The 23,689-nt window shown below is 72.1% G+C and carries 21 protein-coding genes; 9 read left to right on the top strand and 12 right to left on the bottom strand.

Annotated features, from left to right (window positions below):
* Positions 1-5 precede the first annotated feature (5 nt).
* Positions 6-389 (top strand): ATP-binding protein, encoded by a 384-nt coding sequence (locus tag AC067Z_RS20750; protein WP_478791021.1) that lies wholly within the window; start codon positions 6-8, stop codon positions 387-389.
* A gap of 186 nt (positions 390-575) precedes the next feature.
* Here the strand turns inward: AC067Z_RS20750 and AC067Z_RS20745 are convergent, their stop codons facing one another.
* Positions 576-1,409, bottom strand: a complete 834-nt coding sequence (locus AC067Z_RS20745; RefSeq protein ID WP_478791020.1) for a hypothetical protein — start codon at positions 1,407-1,409, stop codon at positions 576-578.
* Between the two features lie 189 nt (positions 1,410-1,598).
* Between AC067Z_RS20745 and AC067Z_RS20740 the strand changes: the two genes are divergently transcribed.
* Positions 1,599-2,924: a hypothetical protein gene (locus AC067Z_RS20740; protein WP_478791019.1), complete on the top strand. Its 1,326-nt coding sequence runs from the start codon at positions 1,599-1,601 to the stop codon at positions 2,922-2,924.
* A gap of 79 nt (positions 2,925-3,003) precedes the next feature.
* Here the strand turns inward: AC067Z_RS20740 and AC067Z_RS20735 are convergent, their stop codons facing one another.
* The 3 genes from AC067Z_RS20735 to AC067Z_RS20725 form a co-directional block, all read right to left on the bottom strand.
* Positions 3,004-4,206, bottom strand: a complete 1,203-nt coding sequence (locus AC067Z_RS20735; protein ID WP_478791018.1) for a cation:proton antiporter — start codon at positions 4,204-4,206, stop codon at positions 3,004-3,006.
* A gap of 2 nt (positions 4,207-4,208) precedes the next feature.
* Complete coding sequence (locus AC067Z_RS20730) at positions 4,209-4,679, bottom strand: cation:proton antiporter regulatory subunit (protein WP_478791017.1); 471 nt, start codon at positions 4,677-4,679, stop codon at positions 4,209-4,211.
* A gap of 187 nt (positions 4,680-4,866) precedes the next feature.
* Entirely contained in the window at positions 4,867-6,135 is a 1,269-nt protein-coding gene (locus AC067Z_RS20725; RefSeq protein ID WP_478791016.1) for an SGNH/GDSL hydrolase family protein, read from the bottom strand.
* 210 nt (positions 6,136-6,345) lie between these two features.
* Here AC067Z_RS20725 and AC067Z_RS20720 point away from each other — a divergent pair, with 210 nt between their 5' ends.
* The 4 genes from AC067Z_RS20720 (at position 6,346) to AC067Z_RS20705 (ending at position 9,941) form a co-directional block, all read left to right on the top strand.
* On the top strand, positions 6,346-7,158 hold the full coding sequence (locus AC067Z_RS20720; protein WP_478791015.1) for an SAM-dependent methyltransferase: 813 nt from the start codon (positions 6,346-6,348) through the stop codon (positions 7,156-7,158).
* 125 nt (positions 7,159-7,283) lie between these two features.
* Entirely contained in the window at positions 7,284-8,189 is a 906-nt protein-coding gene (locus tag AC067Z_RS20715) for a LysR family transcriptional regulator (protein ID WP_478791014.1), read from the top strand.
* Between the two features lie 100 nt (positions 8,190-8,289).
* On the top strand, positions 8,290-8,868 hold the full coding sequence (locus tag AC067Z_RS20710) for a cysteine dioxygenase family protein (RefSeq protein WP_478791013.1): 579 nt from the start codon (positions 8,290-8,292) through the stop codon (positions 8,866-8,868).
* Positions 8,868-9,941 (top strand): YeiH family protein, encoded by a 1,074-nt coding sequence (locus tag AC067Z_RS20705; protein WP_478791012.1) that lies wholly within the window; start codon positions 8,868-8,870, stop codon positions 9,939-9,941. The genes AC067Z_RS20710 and AC067Z_RS20705 overlap by 1 nt, the downstream gene beginning before the upstream one ends.
* 247 nt (positions 9,942-10,188) lie before the next feature.
* Here AC067Z_RS20705 and AC067Z_RS20700 read toward each other — a convergent pair whose 3' ends face one another.
* Positions 10,189-13,014 (bottom strand): LuxR C-terminal-related transcriptional regulator, encoded by a 2,826-nt coding sequence (locus tag AC067Z_RS20700; protein ID WP_478791011.1) that lies wholly within the window; start codon positions 13,012-13,014, stop codon positions 10,189-10,191.
* 305 nt (positions 13,015-13,319) lie between these two features.
* On the opposite strand from AC067Z_RS20700, the gene AC067Z_RS20695 reads away from it, so the two are divergent.
* Positions 13,320-13,874, top strand: coding sequence for an ATP-binding protein (locus tag AC067Z_RS20695; protein ID WP_478791010.1), 555 nt, complete (start codon positions 13,320-13,322; stop codon positions 13,872-13,874).
* Between the two features lie 40 nt (positions 13,875-13,914).
* On the opposite strand, the gene xylB is transcribed toward AC067Z_RS20695, so the two are convergent.
* A complete protein-coding gene (gene xylB, locus AC067Z_RS20690; RefSeq protein WP_478791009.1) occupies positions 13,915-15,399 on the bottom strand; it encodes a xylulokinase in 1,485 nt (494 codons plus the stop codon).
* Positions 15,400-15,563: 164 nt separating this feature from the next.
* Here xylB and xylA point away from each other — a divergent pair, with 164 nt between their 5' ends.
* Entirely contained in the window at positions 15,564-16,733 is a 1,170-nt protein-coding gene (gene xylA, locus AC067Z_RS20685; protein WP_478791008.1) for a xylose isomerase, read from the top strand.
* A 60-nt stretch (positions 16,734-16,793) separates the two neighbouring features.
* Here xylA and AC067Z_RS20680 read toward each other — a convergent pair whose 3' ends face one another.
* From AC067Z_RS20680 to AC067Z_RS20660, 5 genes are all read right to left on the bottom strand, one after another.
* The gene (locus tag AC067Z_RS20680) at positions 16,794-18,062 is read right to left on the bottom strand and encodes an ROK family protein (protein WP_478791007.1); all 1,269 of its coding nucleotides are present in this window, start codon (positions 18,060-18,062) and stop codon (positions 16,794-16,796) included.
* A gap of 80 nt (positions 18,063-18,142) precedes the next feature.
* Positions 18,143-19,585, bottom strand: coding sequence for an FAD-dependent oxidoreductase (locus AC067Z_RS20675; RefSeq protein WP_478791006.1), 1,443 nt, complete (start codon positions 19,583-19,585; stop codon positions 18,143-18,145).
* A complete protein-coding gene (locus AC067Z_RS20670; RefSeq protein WP_478791005.1) occupies positions 19,582-20,769 on the bottom strand; it encodes an MAB_1171c family putative transporter in 1,188 nt (395 codons plus the stop codon). Before AC067Z_RS20670 ends, AC067Z_RS20675 begins: the two co-directional genes overlap by 4 nt.
* Before the next feature lie 3 nt (positions 20,770-20,772).
* A complete protein-coding gene (locus AC067Z_RS20665; RefSeq protein WP_478791067.1) occupies positions 20,773-21,303 on the bottom strand; it encodes a toxin-antitoxin system, toxin component in 531 nt (176 codons plus the stop codon).
* Between the two features lie 78 nt (positions 21,304-21,381).
* A complete protein-coding gene (locus AC067Z_RS20660) occupies positions 21,382-22,014 on the bottom strand; it encodes a helix-turn-helix domain-containing protein (RefSeq protein ID WP_478791004.1) in 633 nt (210 codons plus the stop codon).
* A 255-nt stretch (positions 22,015-22,269) separates the two neighbouring features.
* Between AC067Z_RS20660 and AC067Z_RS20655 the strand changes: the two genes are divergently transcribed.
* On the top strand, positions 22,270-23,340 hold the full coding sequence (locus AC067Z_RS20655; RefSeq protein WP_478791003.1) for an MmyB family transcriptional regulator: 1,071 nt from the start codon (positions 22,270-22,272) through the stop codon (positions 23,338-23,340).
* A gap of 40 nt (positions 23,341-23,380) precedes the next feature.
* On the opposite strand, the gene AC067Z_RS20650 is transcribed toward AC067Z_RS20655, so the two are convergent.
* Positions 23,381-23,674: a hypothetical protein gene (locus AC067Z_RS20650; protein ID WP_478791002.1), complete on the bottom strand. Its 294-nt coding sequence runs from the start codon at positions 23,672-23,674 to the stop codon at positions 23,381-23,383.
* Between the last annotated feature and the right edge of the window lie 15 nt (positions 23,675-23,689).

Below are 23,689 nucleotides of genomic sequence, written 5' to 3'. Positions count from 1 at the left end.
CTGCAATGCAGTTCACCCAGCTGCTCAGCGCCACGCGGCGTGGCGCCCGGCTCGCGCGGCTGTTGACCGTCGAGCAGGTCGCGCAGTGGGGGTGGCCGCGGGCCAGTGAACGCACGGACGCGGCCGCGTCCGTCGTTGCCGAACTCGCCGCGAACGCGGTGATGCACGGGCATCTGCCCGGCCGTGGCTTCCGGCTGAGTCTGGGGCTCCTGTCGGGCTCCCGGCTGCGGATCGAGGTCACGGACCCCCGCGGGGACCGGGGTCCTGTCCTGTCGGGCACTGTCCATCAGCCGGGCCGTGGGCTGGTCATCGTGAACGCTCTGGCCGCCGACTGGGGCGTACGGCCGTTCCCGCCCTCCGGGAAGACTGTCTGGGCGGACATCGCCTGAGCCGTCCACGGGCCCGCTGGCCAACATCCGCAAGAATCAGGCGAGTTGACACGCGGGCCTCTCCGGCGCCGATCCGATGCCCGTGGCGGCCGTCGGGGTGCAGATGCCGTGGCGCCCCGGCAGGTCACCCTCTCCAGCGCGCGGCTCCCGGTGCTCCCGGTGCCTCAGCGCGTCGATCGGCGCCCCCTACCGCCCCAGCGCCGTCCTGAGCGTCACCCCGTAGCGCTTCCGCAGCCTGCGCACCTCCCACACCGACAGTGCCGTCACCGACAGCGGGCCGCCCAGGGAGAAGGCGTAGATCACGGCCGGCGGCGCGGCGATGTCCGCGTCGTCGAAGAGCTGGAGGGCGAAGAGTGTCCAGACCAGCAGCGGTGAGATCAGGGCCGGCAGCAACTGGTGGACGTCCCCCGCGCGGAACGACGAGTTCAGGCCGACGACCGCTGCGATCAGGGTGAAGCACACCGCCGCGACGAGGACCACGGCGCACACGATCGCGGCCACGATGAAGAGCAGTGCGATGACGAGGCCCGTGATGATCCTGCCCACCGTGTCGCCGAAGAACCCGAACGTGAAGTCGTGCGGGCCCACGTCCGCGGTCGAGACGATGTCTCCCTTCAACGCCGCCACCATCAGCCAGGCCACGCCCGCTCCGAGCGGCACCGCGGCGACCGCGCACACGGGGCCGAGGAGACGGCTCGCGTAGAGGCGGCCCAGAGGGGAGCGGGCCGCGATGATGAAGGTGCTCATGCCGACGATGCCGGCGACGATGACGAGGCCGCAGCCGATCATCAGGTCCTCCAGCTTGCCGAGCAGGAAGTCCTCCCGTCCCACGCGCAACGGGTAGGCGAACAGCAGCCAGACCATGGCCGCCAGTCCCAGTGCCGTGCGGACGTACTGGACGGCGGTGACGAGTGGGTCCTCGATGTGGTCCGTACGGTTCGGGGTGATCATGCCCGAGGCCACGGCCATCGGCGCGGCCATGGCCCTGGCCCGGGTGTTCGGGTGGTGCTGGGTGGTCAACTGCTCTCCCCCGAGAGGTGGTCGCGTGGCGTGGTGGTGCCCGGCTGCGGCGCAGGGCGCCCGCCACCTTAACTGATCATGCTCGCGTCACGGCATCGCCGTACGGGCTGATAGCTTCTGCGAATTGCCGGGCAAGCAGAGGGACTCCGGCAGGCAGAGGGACTCACGGGGATCGCACGGGGGACGCACATGGGCCACGAGGAAGACCGGGCCGGAACACAACTGCCCGAAGGCGTGGCGCCGATGAGGTGGCCGAGGCGGCTGACGCTGCCGCCGGCAGAGCCCGGTGAGGGCCCCTGGCGCCGGCGGGGCAACAAACTGCTCTGCCTGGTGGCAGTGCTCGGGATCGGAGCGAGTGCGTGGGCGTACTGGCTCACCTACACCGATGTGCGGGACCGGGCCGTCAGCATCGACCGCATTGCCGATTCCTGCGACAGCGTCGTGGACGCCGAAAGGGTCATGGACCTGAGGGGCGGGATCATGCGGGCGATCCCGACCGGCGAGGGCAGGCGCGACCTGCGGCTCGGCGATCTGCCGAGCGGGTGCCGGATCTACTCCGTTCCCGAGGCGGGCGCGTCCGACGACCACTTCACCCTGGTCGTCCGCACGTCCGACGACGACGTGCCCATGAACGTCGTGGGGGACGACATCATCAGCAACCCGTTCGCGCCCGACGACATCTGGGGCGAACAACCCGACGACGTGACCCGTCGCGCCGCCCATGCCGAACCTCACCCCCTGGGCGACGGGTTGCTCGGTTACTACACCGAGGGATCCGCCACCGTGCGGGCTGTCTGCGCGTCGTCGGGGAAGCCGCGTTCCCTGAACGCCACGGCGAGGGCCGACTACGCGGACGTGTCGGGCGAGGATCGCGCCATCCTTGCCGAACTGGCCCGCGGGGCCGCGGTTCGCGCCGCTGCCCGGCTCGACTGTGACACGGACGTCCTGGAGGTTCCGGACCGATTGCCGCAGCCCCCACGGGAGCTCGCCGCTCCCAGGTCCGCCGACGCCTCCTGCGGCTGGTACGGAAGGCATCTCGACGGCACCCGCCGCGGCCGGCTGCCGGACCGGATGCTGGAGACCCCGACCGCGGTCGCCGCCGGGACGGAGACGTGCCTGCTGGGCGTCAGCCCTTCCGGCGTACGGGAGATCGCGCCCACTCTGCGAGGGGAACTGCGTCAGGATGTCGAACCGGCCTTCACCACCTCTCCGTGGTGGATGAGGACGGCGTCGTTCTTCGGAGCCGAGGCGGAGTCGGTGGCCCGCGCCGACTTCAGGGGGAGCAAGCCCGTCGAGCCGGGCACCGCAGGTGGAGCGCACGGGGGAGTCCTGTGGGCCTCGTCCGTCTGCGGAGGTGAAGCGGCCCTGCACACCCTCACCGTGAGCCATCCGTACGACGACCTCGTGGCCGACCGGCTGCCGGCGCTCTTCCGTGCGTACGTAGACGACATCACGGACCGGCGCGGGTGCACAGACGTGAAGCACCCGGACCGGGACGACTTCACGAGGGAGTAGGCCCCGCGCCCGCCGCCGCGTGTGCGGGAGGCGAGCGACCGCCACCCTGACGATTTGGTCCTGAGCGGTGCCAGGGCCCTCAGTGCCCTCCGAAGCCGGACGTGACCGGTGGTGGGGGCAGCGTGCCCTCACCCCGGTGCAGCATCCGCGACACCAGCGGCTCCGTCCAGCGCGTCGTCAGCGGGCCCGCGATCACCAGGATCAGTACGTATGCCGTGGCCAGCGGGCCGACCCGTGGTTCCGTCGCGACCGCCAGGCCGGCGATCACGATCGAGAACTCGCCGCGGGCCACCAGCGTGCCGCCCGCGCGCCAGCGGCCCCGGGGCCCGATGCCCGCGCGGCGGGCCGCGTACCAGCCCGTGGCGATCTTGGTGAGGGTGGTGGCGAGCGCCAGCAGCAGGGCCGGGAGCAGGACCGGCGGGATCTCGGCCGGGTCCGTGGACAGTCCGAAGAAGACGAAGAAGACCGCCGCGAACAGGTCGCGCAGTGGGGCCAGCAGCGTGCGCGCGCCCTCGGCGACCTCGCCCGACAGCGCGATGCCGACGAGGAACGCGCCGACCGCCGCCGAGACCTGGAGTTCCTGGGCGATCCCCGCGACCAGCAGGGTCAGCCCGAGGACGACGAGCAGCAGCATCTCCGGGTTGTCGGAGGACACGGCACGGCTGATGAGCCGTCCGTGGCGCAGCGCGACGTACAGCACGATGCCGACCGTGCCGAGCGAGATGACCAGGGCGATGCCGGCGCCCGCGAGACCCAGGCCCGCGAGCAGGGCCGTCAGCAGGGGCAGATAGAGCGCCATCGACAGGTCCTCGATGACCAGGACGCCGAGGACGACCGGGGTCTCCCGGTTGCCGAGGCGGCCGAGATCGGTGAGGACCTTGGCGATGACGCCGGAGGACGAGATCCAGGTGATACCGCCGAGGGCCACCGCGGCGACCGGACCCCAGCCGAGTATCAGGGCAGCGGCCGCACCGGGCACGGCGTTCAGGGCGAAGTCGACAGCGCCGGACGGGTACTGCGTGCGCAGGCTGCCGACCAGTTCGGAGGCGCTGTACTCCAGCCCCAGCATGAGGAGAAGAAGAATCACGCCGATCTCGGCGCCCACCGCGATGAAGTCCTCGCTCGCGCTCAGCGACATCACGCCGCCGTGCCCGAAGGCCAGCCCGGCCAGCAGATACAAGGGTACGGGCGAGAGCCCGACCCGCCCTGCGAACCTGCCGATCAGCCCCAGCGCCAGAATGATTGCGCCGAGTTCGACCAGGAGGCTGGTCGTGCCGTGCACGGTCAGCCTCCGGCGATGATCTCGGCAAGGGCGTCCACGCCCTCACGCGTGCCGACCGCGACGAGCGTGTCCCCTGCCGCGAACCGGAAGCCGGGGCCGGGTGAGGGATGTGCGCCCGTACGGCGCAGTACGGCGACGATCGACGCCCCTGTCCGGGTCCGGGCACGGGTGTCACCGAGGAGACGGCCCGCGTACGGCGAATGGCCGCCGACCGCGATGTGCTCGGTCACCAGGTCGATGCCGTCCGTGCGTACGGCGTCGATGGGCGCCGGATCGATGAGATGCGCCAGCGCCGTCGCCTCGTCCGAGGAGAGAGGAACGGAGAGCACACAGGCGTCGGGGTCGTCGGGGGAGTAGAAGCCGAGGAACCGGCGGCCGTCGTTGTGGACGACGACCGAGATGTGCCGGCCGTGCTCGGTGGTGAAGTCGTACTGGGTGCCGACTCCTGGCAGCGGGGTGCGGCGGGTGGTCATGCTCGCCTCCCGGGTGGTCGGAGAAGGCGCTGGTGAGCCTGTCGGGGAGTGCGATCAGTCTACGGAGACCGCACCGTCCCGGCCCGCGCAGCGCACCCGCCGCACGCCTGCCTGCGGCCCGGCTCCGCCGGCCCGCGCGGCAGCGTGACGCGCGGGTCCGGACGGTTCGGGGGACGGAAGGAGTTCCTCACCTCCGCCCGCAGCGCAGCTGATCGGCGTCCACCGTCTCGGCGGTCTGCCGCATCCCTGCATCGTTCGGGTGCAGATGGTCACCGCCGTCGTACGCCGGCAGCATCCGGGACGGACGCGCGGGGTCCCTGATCGCCGCGTCGAAGTCGACCACCTCGTCGAACAGGCCGCTGTCCCTGATGAACGCGTTCACCTGCTGCCGCACGGCTTCGCCGCCCTCCGTCCAGTCGCGCCACCCCTCGTACGGCATGACCGTCGCGCCGACCACGCACATGCCCGCCGCGTGTGCACGGTCGACGATGAGGCGGTACCCCGCGATCATCTGTTCCGCCGTGGGTGCCGGGGTCGCCTTGATGTCGTTGACGCCCTCGAAAAGGATCATCGTCCGCACGCCCCGCTGGGACAGCACATCGCGGTCGAGGCGTTTGACGGCGCTCTCGCCCGCTCCGTCGCTGAGGACCTTGTTGCCGGATATCCCCTCGTTGGCCACGCCCTTGATACGGGTGGAGGGATCGCTCTGGAGGCGTGCGGCCAGGAAGTCGGGCCAGCGGCGGTTGGTGTCGGGCGTGGACGACGACCCGTCCGTGATGGAGTCGCCGAGCGCGGCCACCGCGCCCGTGCCGCGCCGGGCGTCGACGACCACGGCGTCTAGATAGAACCGTGAGCTCACGGTCTGTGTGTACGGAGCTGCGGACTCGTCGGCGGCATGGTCGCCGACGGCGACGTAGGACGTCTGCCGCCCCATCTTGTGCCCGGTCGCCGTCCCTGCCGCCTGCTGGACGTAGAGGCTGACGGCGAGGTCGGCACCGGGTCGCAGCGTTCCGCGCAGGGCGTCGCTGTAGACGGAGCCGCCGGGCGGCACCGTCACGGAGCGTGCCCCGCCGAACGTCAGCGCGCGGTTGGTGCCCGGGACGACGGCCGCGCCGGACGACCACAGGCCGGCCCGGGCGCCGCCGAAGGTCACCGGCTGGTCGCCGAAGGCGTTGGAGAGACGGATGCGCAGGGCGCTGCCGCCCGCGCTGGTGCGGATGACGAGACGGTGGGTGCGGTCACCGACGGCTGTGCCGAGCCGGTCGGCGCTCGCGGCCCAGCTGACGACCTGGGAGACGGCCGCGTGGGCGGTGGGCGTGGAGGGAGTGGAGGGAGTGGACGGGGCGGCGTGGGCGGTGCCGAATGCCGTCGCCGTCAGGGCGGTCGCCGTCGCGAGGGCCGCGACGACTGTCGTGCGCAGAAGGGGCAGGGGCGAACGTAACCAGGATCTGTTCATGACCGTGGTGCCTCCGATGCGTTCGTGGCGCAGGTGACTCTTGCATTGACCCCCGCCGAGCGCCTCGTGTCCACACCGCGTCGTTGCGTGACGGCCCGTGAACTCGGGTTGTGAGGTGGGCGGTTACTTGCCGCCCCGGGTGCCGCCTGCGAGGATCATTGGCCGATCAGCCCGAACAAGCCGGGCCGTGAGCATCCGAGGGAGCCTTCTATGACCGGGACCGAGCCGGCCGCCGGACGGATCGACACCAGCAGGCCGCACCCGGCTCGGGTCTACGACTGGTTCCTGGGCGGCAAGGACAACTACCCGGTCGACGAGGAGCTCGGCCGGACCATCATGGGTGTGGACGGCACGGCCAAGCACGTCGCGCAGACCAACCGCTGGTTCATGCAGCGCGTCATCCGCTGGCTCTCTGGCCGGGCGGGGGTCCGTCAGTACCTCGACATCGGCACCGGCATCCCGACCGAGCCCAACCTCCACCAGATAGCCCAGGCCGCCGCCCCCGATTCCCGCGTCGTCTACGCCGACAACGACCCGATCGTGCTCACGCACGCCGGTGCCCTGCTGCGCAGCACTCCCGAAGGGCTGACCGACTACATTCAGGCCGATGTGCGCGACCCGGAGCGCATCCTCGACCAGGCCCGCAAGAGTCTGGACTTCGACCGGCCCGTCGCCCTGTCGCTCGTGGCACTCACCCACTTCCTCGGCGACGCGGACAAGCCCTACGACCTGGTGAGCCGGCTCGTGGACGCGCTGCCCTCCGGCAGCTACCTGGTCCTGTCCCAGCTCACGGCCGACTTCGACCCGGTCGCCGTGCAGCGCGGCGTGGAGATGTACGCGGCGGGGGGTGTCACCCTCGCACCGCGCACTCGCGACGAGTTCGCCCGTTTCTTCGCGGGCCTGGAGGTGGCGGAGCCCGGCATCGTCCAGCTGACGGACTGGCACCCCGAGCTCGCGGTCGACGAGGTCGTCAACGAGGACGCCGTGATCTCGCTGTACGGCGCGGTGGCCCGCAAGCCGTAGGGCCCCGTCCGCGGATGATGTCCCGATCGCCGACGCCTTGCCGGGCGGAGTGCGGCCGGGAGCCGCCGGTCCGGGAACCGCCGTTGCACCGTTTCCCGCCCCCAAAAACCGCTTATGATGCGCTGGTGTTCGATTCCCGGCACATCAAGACGTTCCACGAAGTGGTGAGGACCGGCTCCTACTCCGCCGCCGCCCGCTCCCTCGGCTACACCCAGCCCGCCATCACCCAGCAGATGAAGGCGCTCGAACGGGACGTCGGATCCCCCCTGTTCCTCCGCGTCGGGCGGGGCATGCGGCTCACCGAGGCCGGTGAGGCACTGTCACGCCACGCGTCGACCATCCTCGACACGCTGTCGGCCGCGCAGGAGCAGATGAACGCCCTGGCCCGGCTGCGAGCCGGGAGGGTGCGACTGTGTGCGTTCCCCAGCGCCAACTCCACTCTCGTGCCCGAGACGCTCGCCCGGCTGACGGCGTCCCATCCCGCCATCCGGGTCGACCTGCTGGAGAACGAGCCGCCCGCGTCGCTGCACCGGCTCGCACGCGGCGAGTGCGACATCTCGCTCGCCTTCACCTATCCGGGGTTGCACGAGCAGGTGCCCGAGGAACTGGTGGAGACACCCCTCCTGGAGGACCAGCTGACCGTGCTGCTCCCCAGCCGGCACCCTCTGGCGCGCCGACGTGCGGTGCAGCTGACCGACCTGGCGGGGGAGCGGTGGATCGCCGGCTGTCCGCGCTGCCGTGCCAATCTCCTCCACGAGTGCGCCGAGGCCGGGTTCGTCCCCGACATCGCCTTCATGACCGACGACAACCTCGCCGTGCAGAGTCTGGTCGCGGAGGGACTCGGTGTCGCCATGATCCCGGCGCTCGTACTGAACTTCCTGTGCCACGAGAAGGTCGCCGGACGGCCGTTGCAGCCCACCTCACGGCGCAAGATCTTCGCGTACGTGCTGCGCGAGCATCTGCGCATCCCCGCCACCGCGCTCGTACTCGACGAGCTGAGGACCGTCGCGGCCAACAAGACCGGCTGCTGAGAACCGGCCGCGCGGCGGGCACCCGTTCATAAGCGCTGCTTGGGAGGACCCAAGAAACGGTCGTTGGACGTGGTGACGGCCCCGGTCGGACGCTGCCGGTATGACCACAGCTTCCGCTTCGGCCGCGTTCCGTGCGCCCCGCACCACCGCCCGATTCGACACGCTCGTCGACGACGTGCGGGAGGCCGTGGGGCTCGGGCTGCCACCCGATGTGACGGCCCGTCTCGTCGGCGAGCGGCTGGCGCCGCATCTCGGGGCCGGTGACCTGCTCGCCCCCGAGCAGTGCGAGAGCGACCCCGACCGCTACCGTCAGCACCTGCTGCACGCCGAACACGACGGCAGCTTCTCCGTCGTCGCACTTGTCTGGCTGCCCGGCCAGGGGACGACGATCCACGACCATGTCGCCTGGTGCACCACGGGCGTGCACCAGGGCACCGAGCACGAGCGGCGCTACCGCCTCGTCCCCGCCGAGGGGCCGCGCGGCACGGCGAGGCTCGTCGCGACCGCGGACGTGGTCAACCGCCAGGGCGAGGTCTGCGGCTTCGCACCGCCCGGCGACATCCACCGTGTCCACAACGCCGGTCCCGGGGCCGCGATATCCCTCCATGCCTACGGCGCCGACATCTCCCGCCTCGGTACCAGCGTCCGGCGGGTCTACGAACTGCCGGCCGACCGCTGATGGCGTTGTTGAGGGACCGGCCGAGGACGCCACGGTCCGTCCGTCCCGCCCGCTCCTCCGTGCCCGGCTCGCTGCCCGGTCTCGCGCTCGCCGCCGCAGGCGTCGCCGTCGCCTGGTCCGTGCACCGGCTGCTGCCGGGCATACCGATGCTGACCGCCGCCGTCGTCCTCGGCATCGTCGCAGCCCATCTGCCCCGCCTGCGCACCGCAGTTCGTGGCCCGGGGAGAGCCGGACTGTCCCTGGCGGCCAAGCGGCTGATGCGCGTCGGCATTGTGCTGCTCGGGCTGAAACTGAGCCTGGACGACATCCTCGGTCTCGGCTGGGCGACCGTGACGATGGTCCTGACGGTCGTCGCCGCGACCCTGCTCGGCACCTGGTGGCTGGGCCGGCGCCTCGGGCTGCCGGGCGACCAGCCGCTGCTGATCGCCACCGGCTATGCGATCTGCGGCGCCTCCGCGATCGGGGCGGTCGCCGAGGCACGGGACAGCGACGAGCGCGACGCGGCGACCGCCGCCGCCCTGGTCACCCTCTGCGGCACGCTCGCCATCGTCGTCCTGCCGCTCCTGCAGGCGCTGTCGGGCCTCGGCGATGCCGCATTCGGCCGGTGGGTCGGCGCGAGCGTCCACGACGTCGGCCAGGTCGTGGCGGCCGCGAGGACGGCCGGACCGGATGCCCTCGGCGAGGCCGTGATGGTGAAACTGATGCGGGTGGCGCTGCTCGCCCCGCTCGTCGCCGTCGTCGCCCTGTCCGTGCGCCGCAGGCTGCGTGGGCCGGCCGGGGGAGGGGAGCGGCCGGGCACGCGCACCGGACGGCTGCCGATCGTGCCCCTCTTCGTCGTCGGCTTCCTCTGCGCGGTAGCGCTGCGCAGCACCGGTGTGCTGCCCGCGGGCGCGCTCGGCGCCGCGCACACGTCACAGGAACTCCTGCTGGCAGCCGCCTTGTTCGGGCTCGGCAGCGCCGTGCACCTGCCGTCCCTGATGCGCACCGGCTGGCGGGTCGCGGCCCTGGGGCTGTGCGCGTGGGCGGTCGTCGCGGGGGTCTCCTACGCGGGAGTGCGGCTCGTGTCCGCGTGACGGCACGCTGTGCGGGTGCGGGTGCGGGTGCGGGTGCGGGTGCGGGTGCGGGTGCGGCGGCGTGCCCGGGGCCGGGTTCCCATGGCCGCGCCCGTGCCGCCGTCGGTGTGGGGGGTGCGGCACGGTCGTGCGGCACCCGGCTGCCCGGGCACTCGCAGGAACCTAAAGGCGTGAGCACGCCGCTGACTATCCGTAGGCCCGATCCACGGATACGTAAAGAATCACCGGCCGGCGGTGGCAGGGGCGTTCATTCCGTGCGTTGGGACCGGCTCCGCGACAGGGTCTGGCGCGACTGCGACTCCAGTTTGCGGCGTGCACGCGCCACATGCTGTTCCACCGTGCGTGGCGACAGATGCAGGGTGGCAGCGATCTCCCGGTTGGTGAGACCCGTCGCCGCCAGATCGGCGACCTCTTGCTCGCGCGGCGACAACTGGTCCCCGTAGCTGGGGCGGCCGCGGGGCCGCTGCTCGTCCACGGGCTGGTGGGAACGGAGCACCGCCCGCACCCGGGCGGCGTCCCACACGGCGCCGAGTTCCGTCAACTGCTTGACGCAGGAGGTCAGTTCGGACACAGCGGAGTCCGCGTACCGGCCGGTGGCGAGCAGGCAGCGGGCCGACCCCTCGGTGGCGAGCACGGCCGCGTAGGGACGGGGCATCGCCGCGTACAGGATCGCCGACCGGCGGTACAGTGCTGCCGCCCCGGCATGGTCGCCGTCGGTCTCGGCGAGCAGCGCACGGCACCAGTGGAGTGCGGCGTCCGCCGAGGGTGCCTGGCGGCCGTCGAGCCCCGCCGCGTATTCGTCGACCATGCTCTCGGCGGTGGCTCTGCGGCCCGCGCGCAGCGTCGCCTCCACCGCCCACGGCGCGAGCTCGGCCGCCCACACCCAGACTCCCTTGTCCCGCAGCCGGTCCCAGGCCAGCGAGGCCTCTTCCACCGCGGTGTCGGTGTCGTCGCGGACCAGAGCCATGCGGATCAGCGCCCCGGAGGCGGCGGCCAGGTGCGGAACGGCCGCACCGTCCGGTGCGCGCGGCCCCTCGCCGGCCAGCCAGGCGGTCGACTGCTGCCACTCGCCTTTGGACAGCGCCAGCAGCCCCAGCACGGTACGGCCGTCGGCCGCCGGGCCCGGTATCGTGTCCGCCTCCGCCACGAACGCGCGGGCCCGGGCCGGAAGATCGGACCACTTCCCCTCGGCCCAGTCGATCATCAGCTCGGTGCCCCGCGCGCCCTGCTCCACGTACGAGGCGCCGCTGCGGTTCGCCAAATCCAGCCCTTCGGCCAGCAGTTCGCGGGCGGGCGCGAGCTGGCCGAGCCACAGCGCCCCGTCCGCCGCGTTGCACAGCCCGCGCGCCACATGCTGCTGGTACGCGGGGTCGTCGGTGTCCCGCGCCAGCTGCTCCAACGACTGCCAGGCGGACGGGTCGCCCAGATACATCAGGGTGCCCACGCGGTTGGCGGCCACGGCGGTGCGTGCCTCCTCGTCACCGCTGTCGGCGCCCGCCTTCTCCGCCCGCTCCAGCCAGTACAGGTTCCGCTCCAGCGGAACCGTCGACAGCAGGGGCATCGCCAGCGCTGCCATCGCCCTGGCCGCCATCACGGGTCGTTCCTCGAGTTCCTCCACCGCCTGTTGCAGCTCCAGCCAGCCGTCCATCCCCGCAACTGCCTGGTTGCACAGCAGCAGTCCGAGGTCCAGCCGGATCTGGCCGCGCACTGCGGGCGGCAGCGATTGTTCGTCGAGGATCTGCCGCAGCACGGTCACCGTCTGCTCGGAGCGCAGCCCCAGTACCGCGCTGTGGGCCAGCAGCGGCGCGAGGCGGGCGCGGGCCTGCAGCGGAACCGTCGTACGCGACAAGGTCTGTTCGAGCAGATCGATCGCCGCCTGGTGGTCGCCGGCAGCCGCACGTTCCAGCGCCGCCCGCTCCACGGCGCGCAACCAGCCGCGGGCCTCCCCGCCGCGGCCCCGGTGGCGCGCGAGCTGCAGCCAGGGCGCGGGCTGGCGGCGGGAGAGCACGACGGCGGCCCTTCGGTGCATCTCCCGGCGTACGGGGCCCGGGACTTCGTCGTAGACGGCGGCCGCGGCCAGCGGGACGAAGAGGCCGTAGCGGCCCAGCTCGTCCTCCGACAGGACGCCCCCGCGCAGCGCGCCCACCAGCGCGCGGGTGCCCGCCTCGCCCTCCAGTCCGGCGACGGCCGTCAGTTCCTCGGGGACGGCGGGCTCGCCCAGGACGGCGGCGGCCCACGCCACGGGACGCGTCCGTTCCCCCAGTGCCGCGGTGCGGCCCAGGGCGAGTTGTGCCAGCCGGGGCGGCGCACCGGCCGCGTCGAGATCCCGGACCGAGTAGCGCACCTTGGGTTCGCCGGTCCCGCGCAGCAGCCGCACCAGGTCCGTCACCACCTGCGGATTGCCGCCGGAGAGCTGCCGGATCCGCGCGAACAGCTCCGTCGGTCCGCAGTCGGCGCCGAGCCCCTCCTCGACGATGCTCCGGACCTGCCGCTCGTCGAGGGGCGCGAGGCGCAGCCGCTGTACGGCCAGTTCGGCGGGGAGTACGGTGCCGCGCCCCAGGGGGAGCCCGGACCGGCGCAGTTCCTCGGGACGGTAGGTGAGCACGGCGGCGAGCCCGGCGGGCGGCTGCGCGAACAGACGCCGCAGCAGCTCCAGCGAGGGGCGGTCGGCGAGGTGGACGTCCTCGGCTACGAGGAGGACCTGGGCGAGACCCGGCTCGCGGCCCGGTTCCAGGAGCGACGCCAAGGAGCCCGGGAATCCACTCCCGTGGGGCGCGGCGGAGGAAGCGTCGGGGGCGGCGAGCGGGCCCGGTGACGGAGCGTGGCCGATGTCGGTGTCGCTGTCACCGCGGGCGTGATGGGTCACCGACACGCCATGAGGGGAGAACGCCACGACGATTCCGTGCCTCTCGGTCGCCTGGACCAGACGTCGCGTCAACCGGGACTTGCCGGTGCCGGCTGCGCCCTCGATCAGCAGCAGCGCGGCCTCACCGGCACGGTCGGTGTCCTTGTCGTCACGCACCAGCACACACCTCAGCCAGCGGTCGGCTGCGGCATCACTCAACGTGTCCACCGAATCACTCTCCTGGGAGGTTCCGGGGCAATTCGATTGTTTACGTATACGGGTTTCAGTGTCCCTGATTGCTCCGGCTGTGCACGGACACCAGTGTTGGACTGCCGCTGAAGATCTGCATGCCTTCCGCGTGGCTGTCGACGCCCGGTGAAGTGCGTGAACCGCACTCCCGGACGCTGGACCTTGGTCAGGGCACAGAGCCCGACCGAACAGGAGCCCAAGTGATTGCCATAGAACGTGCCACGGATCCGGCCCGGAAGCGGGCCGGCCCGACCGCTGCCCTGCGAAGCCTGGCCCACTGCGCAATGCCTGCCTCGCCGGAAGCCGCGCACAAACTACGGCGCTTCGCCCGGGCAGTCGCACGCCGATGGCGACTGGCCGAGCACTTCGACGAGGCGCTGTCCGTGATCGTCACCGAACTCGTCACGAATGTGGTGATGCACAGCGGAAGCCCGTGGGTGTCCACGGTGATCAGTGTCCGCGGCGACGCGCTGATGGTCGAGGTCATGGACGCGGGCTGCTGGAAGCACCGCATGGACCGCCGGCAGGAGCCGCTCGACGAGGACGTGCCGTGCGGGCGGGGTCTGCGCCTGGTCGATGCGTACGCGACCCGCACAGTCGCGCACCGCAGGGAAACGGGCAGTGTGGTGATGGCGGAGATCGCCCTGTACGGCGGCCTTCCCCTTCAGGGTGACGGGTCCGGAGTTCCAGCCCCGCCGGTGACGCTCGGCCTGGACGAGGAACTCGAGCTCGACCCCACGCTGGACCCCGATCTCGATCCGGACGAGGATCTGGACCTGGATGTGGACGCGGAGCTTGAGCTGGAGGACCTGGACCTGGACCTCGACCTGCAGCCGTGACCGAGAATCCCCGCGGCGAGGCACAGCCGGCCTGCGGGATTCAGGCGAGCAGCGTCCCAGTCGCGCGGTCGAGCACCGACGAGACACGGTCCCACGCGGCCATGTCCCTCTCCACCGGCGGGAGTTCCGTGCCCGATCCCGTCTGCCAGTCGGCCGCCAGCGCCACCGCGTCCGCATCCGTCGCCGCCGCGGCGGCCAGGGCCGCCGCACCCAGCGCGACCAGTTCGGTGCTGTCCGGAACGAGCAGAGGCCGGCCGGACAGCCGGCGCACCGTCTCCACCCAGTGCCTGCCCTTCGCACCGCCGCCGACCAGGCGCAGCGGCCTTGCCGCCGTCTCCGGCGCGGCCGGGTCCTGGCCACAGGCCCGCATCACCTCGTCGAGTGCGCGCAGCACCGTCACCACCGCCCCCTCGTAAGCGGCACCGAGGATCTGCTGGCGGGTCGTGGTGTGGCGCAGGCCGGTGAGGAGGCCGGATGCCGCGGGCAGGTCGGGGGTGCGTTCGCCGTCGAGGTAGGGGAGGACCACCAGTTCGCCGCCCGCCTCGGCAGCGTCGCGGTCCAGGCCGAGCAGTGAGGCCACCTTGTCCACGGCCAGTGTGCAGTTGAGGGTGCAGGCCAGCGGCAGGTAGGTGCCGTCCGCGGCGGCGAACCCGGCGAGCGCGGGCGATGCCGGACGGGTGCGGCTGGCGGCGAAGACCGTGCCCGAGGTGCCGAGGCTGAGCACCGGGTGGTCCAGCAGTCCGGCCCCGCCGAGTCCGAGGCCGACGGCCGCGGCCATGTTGTCGCCCGTGCCTGCGGCCACGGCGATGCCGGCCGGGAGGCCCAGTTCGGCCGCGGCGGAGGCGGTGAGCGTGCCGATGCGGGTGCCGCCGGTCGGGGCCACCGGCGGCAGCAGGGCGGCGTCGAGGCCGACGAGGTCCAGGAGTTCGGGGTCGTAGGCACCGGTCGCGGTGGAGTACCAGCAGGTGCCGGATGCGTCGCCCGGGTCGGTGGCCGCCACGCCCGCCAGTCGCTCGGTGAGGAAGTCGTGGGGGAGTCGTACGGCGGCCGCGGCCTTGGCGGATGCGGGCTCCGTCTCGCGCAGCCACTGCCACTTCGCCGCTGTCATGGAGGCCACCGGCACCGATCCCGTGCGTGCCGTCCAGGCGTCCGGGCCGCCGAGCGCCTCGGTGAGGGACGCGGCCTGGGGCGCAGAGCGGGTGTCGTTCCACAGCAGGGCGGGACGCAGCGGGGTGCCGGCCCGGTCGAGGACGACGAGGCCGTGCTGCTGGCCGGCGACGGCGATGCCGGTGACGGCGGAGGGCTTGATCCCGGAGCCCTTGAGCTCGCCGAGGCCGGCGGTCACCGCCACGCGCAGCGCCTGCCACCAGATCTCGGGGTCCGTCTCGCGTGCGCCGCCCTCGCCCTCCACGGTGTGGGGTGCGCGGCCGACGGCCAGGAGCTGTCCGGTCGCGGCGTTCGTGAACGCCGCCTTCGTGGACTGCGTCGAGCTGTCCACCCCGATGACGACCGCGTTCGTCGGCATTGCTCCACCTCTCACCGCTGCCCCGGCGTATTTTGCCGGGTGAGAAACAAATTACGACACCCTGCCTCGTGACAACAGGGTCTGGGGGTCTTCTGTGGAACACCCGTGCCGTGCATTATTAGTAAAGCCAACGAACAAATTAGTGATCAAGGCGGGACAAGGCCATGACGGAACGCTTCACGCCCACCCCCGACGACAAGTTCAGCTTCGGCCTGTGGACCGTCGGCTGGCAGGGCAGGGACCCCTTCGGGGACGCGACCAGGCTGCCCCTGGACCCGGTCGAGTCGGTCGAGCGGCTCGCCGGGCTCGGTGCGTACGGGGTGACCTTCCACGACGACGACCTGATCCCCTTCGGGGCGAGCGGGACCGAGCGCGAGTCGCACATCAAGCGCTTCCGGCAGGCGCTGGACGCCACCGGCCTCGTCGTGCCGATGGCCACGACCAACCTCTTCACGCACCCCGTCTTCAAGGACGGCGGCTTCACCGCGAACGACCGCGACGTGCGCCGCTACGCGCTGCGCAAGACCATCCGCAACGTCGACCTCGCCGCCGAGCTCGGCGCCCGGACGTATGTCGCATGGGGCGGGCGCGAGGGTGCGGAGTCGGGCGCCGCGAAGGACGTGCGCGTGGCCCTCGACCGGATGAAGGAGGCCTTCGACCTGCTCGGCGAGTACGTCACCGAGCAGGGGTACGACCTCCGGTTCGCGATCGAGCCCAAGCCGAACGAGCCCCGCGGCGACATCCTGCTGCCGACCGTCGGCCACGCGCTGGCGTTCATCGAGCGCCTGGAGCGCCCCGAGCTGTACGGCGTCAACCCCGAGGTCGGCCACGAGCAGATGGCGGGTCTCAACTTCCCCCACTCGATCGCCCAGGCACTGTGGGCCGACAAGCTCTTCCACATCGACCTCAACGGCCAGACCGGCATCAAGTACGACCAGGACCTGCGCTTCGGGGCCGGTGACCTGCGGTCCGCGTTCTGGCTGGTCGATCTGCTGGAGACGGCGGGATACGAGGGCCCCCGGCACTTCGACTTCAAGCCGCCGCGGACCGAGGACCTCGACGGCGTGTGGGCGTCGGCCGCAGGCTGCATGCGCAACTACCTGATCCTCAAGGAGCGGGCAGCCGCCTTCCGGGCCGACCCTGAGGTCGCCGAGGCGCTCCGCGCCTCCCGCCTCCACGAACTGGCCCGCCCCACCGCCGAGGACGGCCTCGCGGGGCTGCTCGCCGACCGGGCGGCGTTCGAGGAGTTCGACGTGGACGGCGCGGCGGAACGAGGAATGGCGTTCGAGCGCCTGGACCAACTCGCGATGGACCACCTGCTGGGCGCCCGCTGACGACGGGGCAGGAGGTGCCGGGCCGCGTCGTCATGCTGCGACGCGGCCCGCGGCCGCCCGCTACTCCTCGCCGTACCGCGCGTACGCCACCGGATCCGCCAGCACGTCCTGGACCACCAGCGCCGCCGCACCACGCGCCGCGTCCGCCGCGGGTGACGAGGCACGCAGACGCGTGCTCCCCGACGGCCACAGCCCCGAGACCACGCGCGTCGACAGTTCGGCACCGGCCGGCGGGGACAGCCAGGGGAACAGGGGACGGTAGATGCCGCCGAGTACGACGGCGTCCGGGTCGAACAGATTGACCGCTCCCGACAGCGCCCGCCCCAGCATCAGACCGGCCCGGGTCAGGGCTCCCACCGTCACCGGGTCCTCGGCGCGGGCGCGGCGCTCCAGTTCGGCGACGCCCGCCGCGCCGGCATGCTCGTCGATCCCGGCGGCGCGCAGCAGCGCGGACTGACCCGCGTACTGCTCCAGGCAGCCGTGCGAGCCGCAGCGGCACAGCGGACCGTCGTCCGCCACGGCCACATGGCCGATCTCGCCCGCGAACCCGTTCCCGCCGCGCAGCAGTTCACCGTTCAGGACCAGCCCGCCGCCGACACCGATCTCGCCCGTCAGATACAGGAAGCTGCGAGTCTCGCCGAGGCCGCCGAACCACAGCTCGGCCAGCGCTGCCAAGTTCGCCTCGTTCTCCGATCGGACCGGCAGCGCGGGCAGCCCAGGCCGCAGCGCCGCGAGCGCCGCGGCGAACGGGGACTCGGCGGCGACGGCCGTCCAGCCCAGATTCGGCGCGTGTCGCACGGCCCCCGCCGAGACCAGACCCGGCAGCGCGAGCGCCGCGCCCACCGGGCGCAGATCCTGCTCGGCGGCGGACGCCAGCGCACGCTCCGCGATCCCTGCCGCCCGGTCGAAGACCTGGGCGGGCGGTGCGCTCCGGTTGTCCAGATGCTCCACGAGCCGTACGCGGTCGGTGCCCGCGAGGTCGACGACGCACACGGCCGCATAATCGACGTTGATCTCCACGCCGATGCCCGCGACCCCGGTGCGCGCCACCTTCAGCACCGTGCCGGGCCTGCCCGCCTGCCCGCTGAACGTCTTGCCGGACTCCGAGAGGAACCCGCTGTCCAGCAGCTGTTCCACCAGTGACGACACCGCGGCACGGGTCAGTCCCACGCGTGCCGACACCCCCGCCCGCGTCGCCTCGCCCTCGTCGCGCACGGCCCGCAGGACGAGACTGAGGTTGTGCCGCCGGACCGTCTCCCGGTCGGCCTTCGGCCCCAGGGGCGCCGACGCCTGACGGCCCGCCCCGCGGCCTGTGTGATTGCCGTTCATATTGCGGCAGAGCCTAGGCGATGCCGCCACAGCGGGTGCGGCCGAGCCCGGGCGCGGTCCGCGTCACGTGTCACCACGCATCACGCGTCCGCAGGATCCGCTGCACGCTCGCTGCGAGGCTCCTTCGCGATCCGCAGTTCCTCGTCCGTCAGCGGCGGCCCCGGCAGCTGCGGCAGCTTCGGCCCGCGCAGCACCGCGAGCGCGACCTCCGGTTTGAGGAGCGAGGACATCGGCGCGGACAGGGTCATCACGTCGAACAGCGCCTTGGTGACCAGCGGCCGCCCGGTCGCCGTGAGCATCAGCCGGTCCACGTAGTGCCGCAGGAACCTGGCGCTCGCCCCCGGGTCCTTGCCGATGGCCCCCGGATAGAGGATGTCCTGCCCGGTCGCCAGGTCCCACGCCATGGAGACGGGACCGGCGACGGCCCGCTGCACCCTGCGCGAGAGTCCCGGGGAGGTCACACCGCGGGCGGCGACTGCCTTGCGCAGCGCGAGCACGCCCTGGGCGGCCACCGACATGCCGTGACCGTAGACCGGGTTGTACGTCGCAACCGCGTCCCCGATCGCGACGAAGCCCTCCGGCCAGTCGGTGACCTTCTCGTAGAAGCGCCGCCGGTTGACCGTGCTGCGGTTGACGACGACATCGGTCAGCGGTTCGGCATCGGCGATCAGTTCGCCGACGACCGGGTGCCGCACGGAGCGGGCGAAGTTCTCGAACTCGTCGGCGGCGCTCGTCGGCTGGCCCCCGCGGGTGCCGGACAGGGTGACCAGCCAGCGGCCACCTTCGAGCGGCACGATCGTCGCGGTCTGCCCGGGCCGCGGCTCGCGCGCGTCGGCCTGCACGTTGACGACGGGAAATTTTTCGGACCCGGAGGGCGCCCGGAAGACCCGGCTGGCATACGCGAGCCCCGAATCGACCTTCTCCTCCCGCACCTCGCCCACGCCGAGCGAACGCAGCCACTCTGGCGCCCGGGAACCACGGCCGCTCGCGTCCACGACGAGGTCGGCCGTGAGCACCCGCTCGCCCGCCTCGTCGCTGCGCACCCGTACGCCGGTCACTCGGGCGGCGCTGCCCTCGAGACGCAGCAGTTCGGTGCGCTGCAGCACGGTGACGCCAGGTTCGGCGGTGACCTGCTCACGGACCACCCAGTCGAGCAGGTCACGGCTGCAGGCGATCAGGAACTGCATCTCGGGCCAACGGCGGAACCAGCCCAGCGCCGACATGGACACCAGCCCGGTCGGCAGCGCGATGCGGCGCGCGCCCGCGGCGAGCCACCGGTCGGTGGTTCCCGGCAGCAGCGACTCGATGGCCCGCGCTCCGCCCGACCACAGCAGATGGGCGTGGTGTGCCTGGGGCAGGCTCCTGCGCGACCGGGGCCCGTCCGGCAGGAGGTCGCGTTCGACGACGGTGACCTCGTCGACGTGCCGGCGCAGGGCACCGGCCGCCAGCATGCCGGCCAGACCGCCGCCGATCACGACCGCTCTGCGGGGTGTGCTCCGGCTTGTTCTCACAGGATCACTCATGGGGCGCCGCTCTCTGACCTGGCCGCACGCACGCGGGCTGCTGCGACGACGGGTGAATGACGCAGCGCCAGGGACATGCGCACCAAATCGCGCGGCCCTTCCACTGCCTCGGACGTGTAAGCCTGGGCCGAGCTTATGATCTCCCCCGACGGGTCGGCCTCCCGGGCCCTCAGTGCGGAGGCGACCATCGCGGCGTCGGCGACAGCGTGTGCCTGCGGGGGATCGGTACCTGCCGCGATCGCGTCCTCGTAGACGCCCGCGCGCAGCCTGCGGTCGAAGTACGGGTCGAGCTGCAGCATCCCGTCGTGGATGTCCGACTCGCGCTGGGTGACCCGCAGTTCGACCGGTGAGAAGAACGCGATCCGTACCGACGGTGTGCCCGGCGGCAGCGCGGAGCGCAGCTCCCGCCACAGTGTGCCAAGCCGACGGTATGCCGTCCACGCGTGCCAGGTGTCGGACAGCCGCCGGCCGACGAGCGGGAGGACGAAGCCGATCGCGCTCAGCAGCGCGCCGACCGAGGCCAGCGGCGGTGCCGCCGAGGTGCTCAGCACGTCCCAGTCGTGCCCGGTCCAGCGGGCGACCACGGCGGAGGACTTGCTGGCGCCGTAGGCGAGGTTGAACAGTGACCCGACCACGATGATCACCAGCCCGCCGCGCAGCCAGCCGCGTACCTGCAACGACCAGCGCCAGCACAGCGCGGTCATCCCGACCGCCGCCACGCTGTGCGCGAGCAGGTACAGCGCGATCATCTCCCGCATGTACGGCGTCGTGGCGTAGTAGGTGTCGAGATCCCGCAGCCGCTCGACCGGTGCGTCGCCGAGGGCGAAGAGGAGCACGAGCAGGACGACCACGACGCCGTAGCCGACGACCCAGCGGACGGAGATGCGGCGGGTCTCCTCGGGCGGCCCGCCGCGCCAGTTGACGAGCAGGATCAGGCAGGAGGCGCTGAACGCGCTGAGGATGCAGTAGACCAGCGGGGCCGAGAAGTTCGGCACACCGGTGAGGCGGTTGACCGCGGCGATGGTCGGCGGTGCGGCGAAGAAGAACGTACTGGCGCCGAGGACGAGCAGCGCACAGACGGACCGCAGCAGCGGGTCACGCCAGTCGCGACACATCCCCGGGAGTTTGAACGCTAGTGCGGCTCCCAGGGCGGCCGCCGGTATGTAGTAGTCCGAACCGTCCACGCATCAGCCCTGTGGCCCGCGGTACCCCAGGGAGGCCTCGATGCGTCCGGCCAGACCGTCCCGAGGAGTCGGCCCACGGCCGGTCGAACCGGCCAGCCAGGCACGGCACTTGCTGCCCAGAAGCAGTCCGAAACTCTCCGCCTCGCGCTCCTCGGCCTGGTCGGAACGGGACCGTGCGGCGACCCGCAGCACGGTGGCCTGCAGATCGGCCTCGTCGGTCAGCAGACGCGCCGCGACGGCCGCGCCCTCGACGTGGTGGCTGCAGTGCCCGGCCTTCATGTGCCACAGCTCGTGGCCGAGGATCACCAGCTGGTGATCCGGCGCGGTGCGCTCCTCGATCACGATGAGATCCTGGTCCGCCATGTCGAGCCAGAGGCCGCTGGCGGTGCCGGGCGGGAACGAGGCCATGCGGTAACGGACGGGCCGGCCGCGGCGTTTGCTCATGCCGTCGCACAGGGCGCCGTAGAGATCGGCGGGGTCGGCGGGGGCGGGCAGGTCGATCCCGGCGACCAGCTCGCCGCACAGCCGACGCATGTCCTTGCCTATGCTCACCGCTCTCCTCTCCCCGCCCGTACCGGTTGGGACACGTACGACTCCAAGCCTGTCCTGGAATCAGGGTTCGGTCGGCTTGACGCTCTCCAGGAGCATGTCGAGCCATTCCGTGACCTTGTCCCGGTGTTTGTCGGTGGGCAGTTGCGCCGCCCGCCAGGCGATGCCACGGACCCCATGGTCCTGCAACAGCCGCTCCAGCGGGTCGCTTTCCCCGGCGAAGTCCTGAAGCAGCCCCTGCTCGGTGCGCTGGAGGGCGCCGTCGAGCGCGTCGGTGTCCTCCGCGGTGAGGAATCCGGCGTGCACCTTGAAGAACCGCTGGATCGCGTCGCAGTGCTCCATGGTGGGCCTGCGGTCCCCGTTGATCAGGGCCCCGGCCTGCTGCCGCGACATGCCGGCACCGTCGGCGATCTCCTGCTGGGTGTACCGGCGGCCGTTGGGCTTGAGCCGCGTGGTGCGCAGCAGGTCGAAGCGCTGCAGGAAGCGGGTCTGGAGGTCCCGTTCGCCGGCCGGCCGTCCTTCGAGCAGGGCGCGGACCACATCGGCGGGTACGCCCGAGGCCTCGGAGAGCAGATGGAGGTCGAAGACCTTGTCATGGCTGATTCCGAGCTTGTCCGCAAGATCGGCGACCCGGGCGACCGATGCCGCAAGGGAGTCACCCGCGGCCCGACCCGGAACCGAGAAGCCGTCCGTCACCAGTAGGTCTCCTAGATCATGCGGGACAGCCCCGCACTCAAGGGGCTGACGGGAGATTAACCGTTTCGAGGGAATGCAGCCAGGTCTTGCCACAGCTGTGGCGGGAATCGCGCGCTCAACGACCGTGAATGCCACGATAGTTGACATAGTCGGGTCCGCGGTAGCAGGATCGCCAGGCAGCATGAAGATCCAAAGGGGGCTGCCGCAGCGGCGCTTGGCAGGACTTCGAGAAGCTTCGGAAAGGTGGCGTTCTCGATGACGTACGAGGCAGGCGTCGAACGCCCCGGCGCCCAGGGGCGGCCGTACGGCCGTACGGGCACCGCACGCGGCAGCGCCCGTGCGAAGCGCGTCGACGACCTCCTCGGGCAGCGCAGAGAGGAACTGGGCCTCGGCCTGGAGGACGTGGCCGCCCGCCTGGGCATCAGCGCCTACACCTATGCCGGCCTGGAGCGGAGCCCGGTCAAGGACATCGAGGAGGCCGCACTCGCCTCACTGATGGACGCCCTGGAGATGGACTCCGCCCTGCGTACCCGGGTGCGCAGGCTCGCGGCGGACCGCGGCACCGACCGGGAGTGGAACGCCCCGCTGCGGCCGTCCGGACCGATCCCGCCCTCGGGGCCGCCGCGCACGCCGTACCCGGCGCACCCCTCGGGCCCCCTCCATCCGCCTGTCCCGGTCCGTCCGCCGGTGCCCGCGCCGCCGTCCCGGCCGCCACAGCCCGTGGACCCGGAGACGCAGGCCTATCTGCGTGATTTCGGCGCGTTGATGGACGCGGTACCGCTGCCGTCGCTGCTGTTCGACCGGCGCTGGGACGTGACCCACACGAACCCGGCCTACGACGCCCTGTTCCGCACGATGGGCCCACACCCCACCGCCATGCCCCATCAGAACTTCCTGCGCTTCGCGCTGTTCCACCCCGATGCCCCCGCGGTGCTCGTGGAGCACGAGACGAGCTGGTGCCTGCCGCTGATGGCGCAGCTCGCCGGAGCCCTGGAGAGCGAGGGCGAGGGCGAGGACGGTGCGCTTCAGGCCATTCGTGACGACATCGCCCTGGACCCGATCATGGATGCGGCCTACCGCTGCGGACTGTCGCACTGGATGAGTGCGGTGGGCGCGGCCGCGATCCACCACGACGGAGCGGTGCGGCCGCTGAACCACCCCGATCCGCGGTGGGGCCGCACCGACTGCAGGATCGTGGACGAGACCCCCGCGAGGCTGCGGGACAAGGGCTACACCCGTCTCACGCTGGTCCTGCGCGAGAGCCGCTCGGCGGCACCGGGAGTGCGGCGCGGCAAGTCGCATCTGCGGGCGGTCTCGGGCGGCTGAGGCCGGCCGGCCCGGGGGCCGGCCGCGCCCTGCCTGTGCCTCAGCGCATCGCCGCCAGCGCCCACTCGGCGCCGATCGCCACCGCCACACCCACGCCGAGCACCAGCGTCGCCCAGCGGGTGCGCCCGGCGCGGCTGAGGACCAGCGCGCTGCCCGAGAGGATCAGGGCCATGCCGTAGAAGCCCAGGGTGAGTACGGAGTGTGTGCTGCCGAGCCGCAGCACCAGAACCGCACCCACGGCGATCATGATGGCGGCGGAGAGGGCTGTGCGTACATGGCGGGCCTGACGGGGTGTGAGCCCCTGCCGCTCCGGACTCGTATCGGCTTCTGACATGCACAGAAGCCTATC

The organism is Streptomyces sp. NPDC043812 (genome assembly GCF_056436245.1).
The sequence above is the reverse complement of the archived record's forward strand: the minus strand, read 5'-3'. Positions and strand labels throughout refer to the sequence as shown.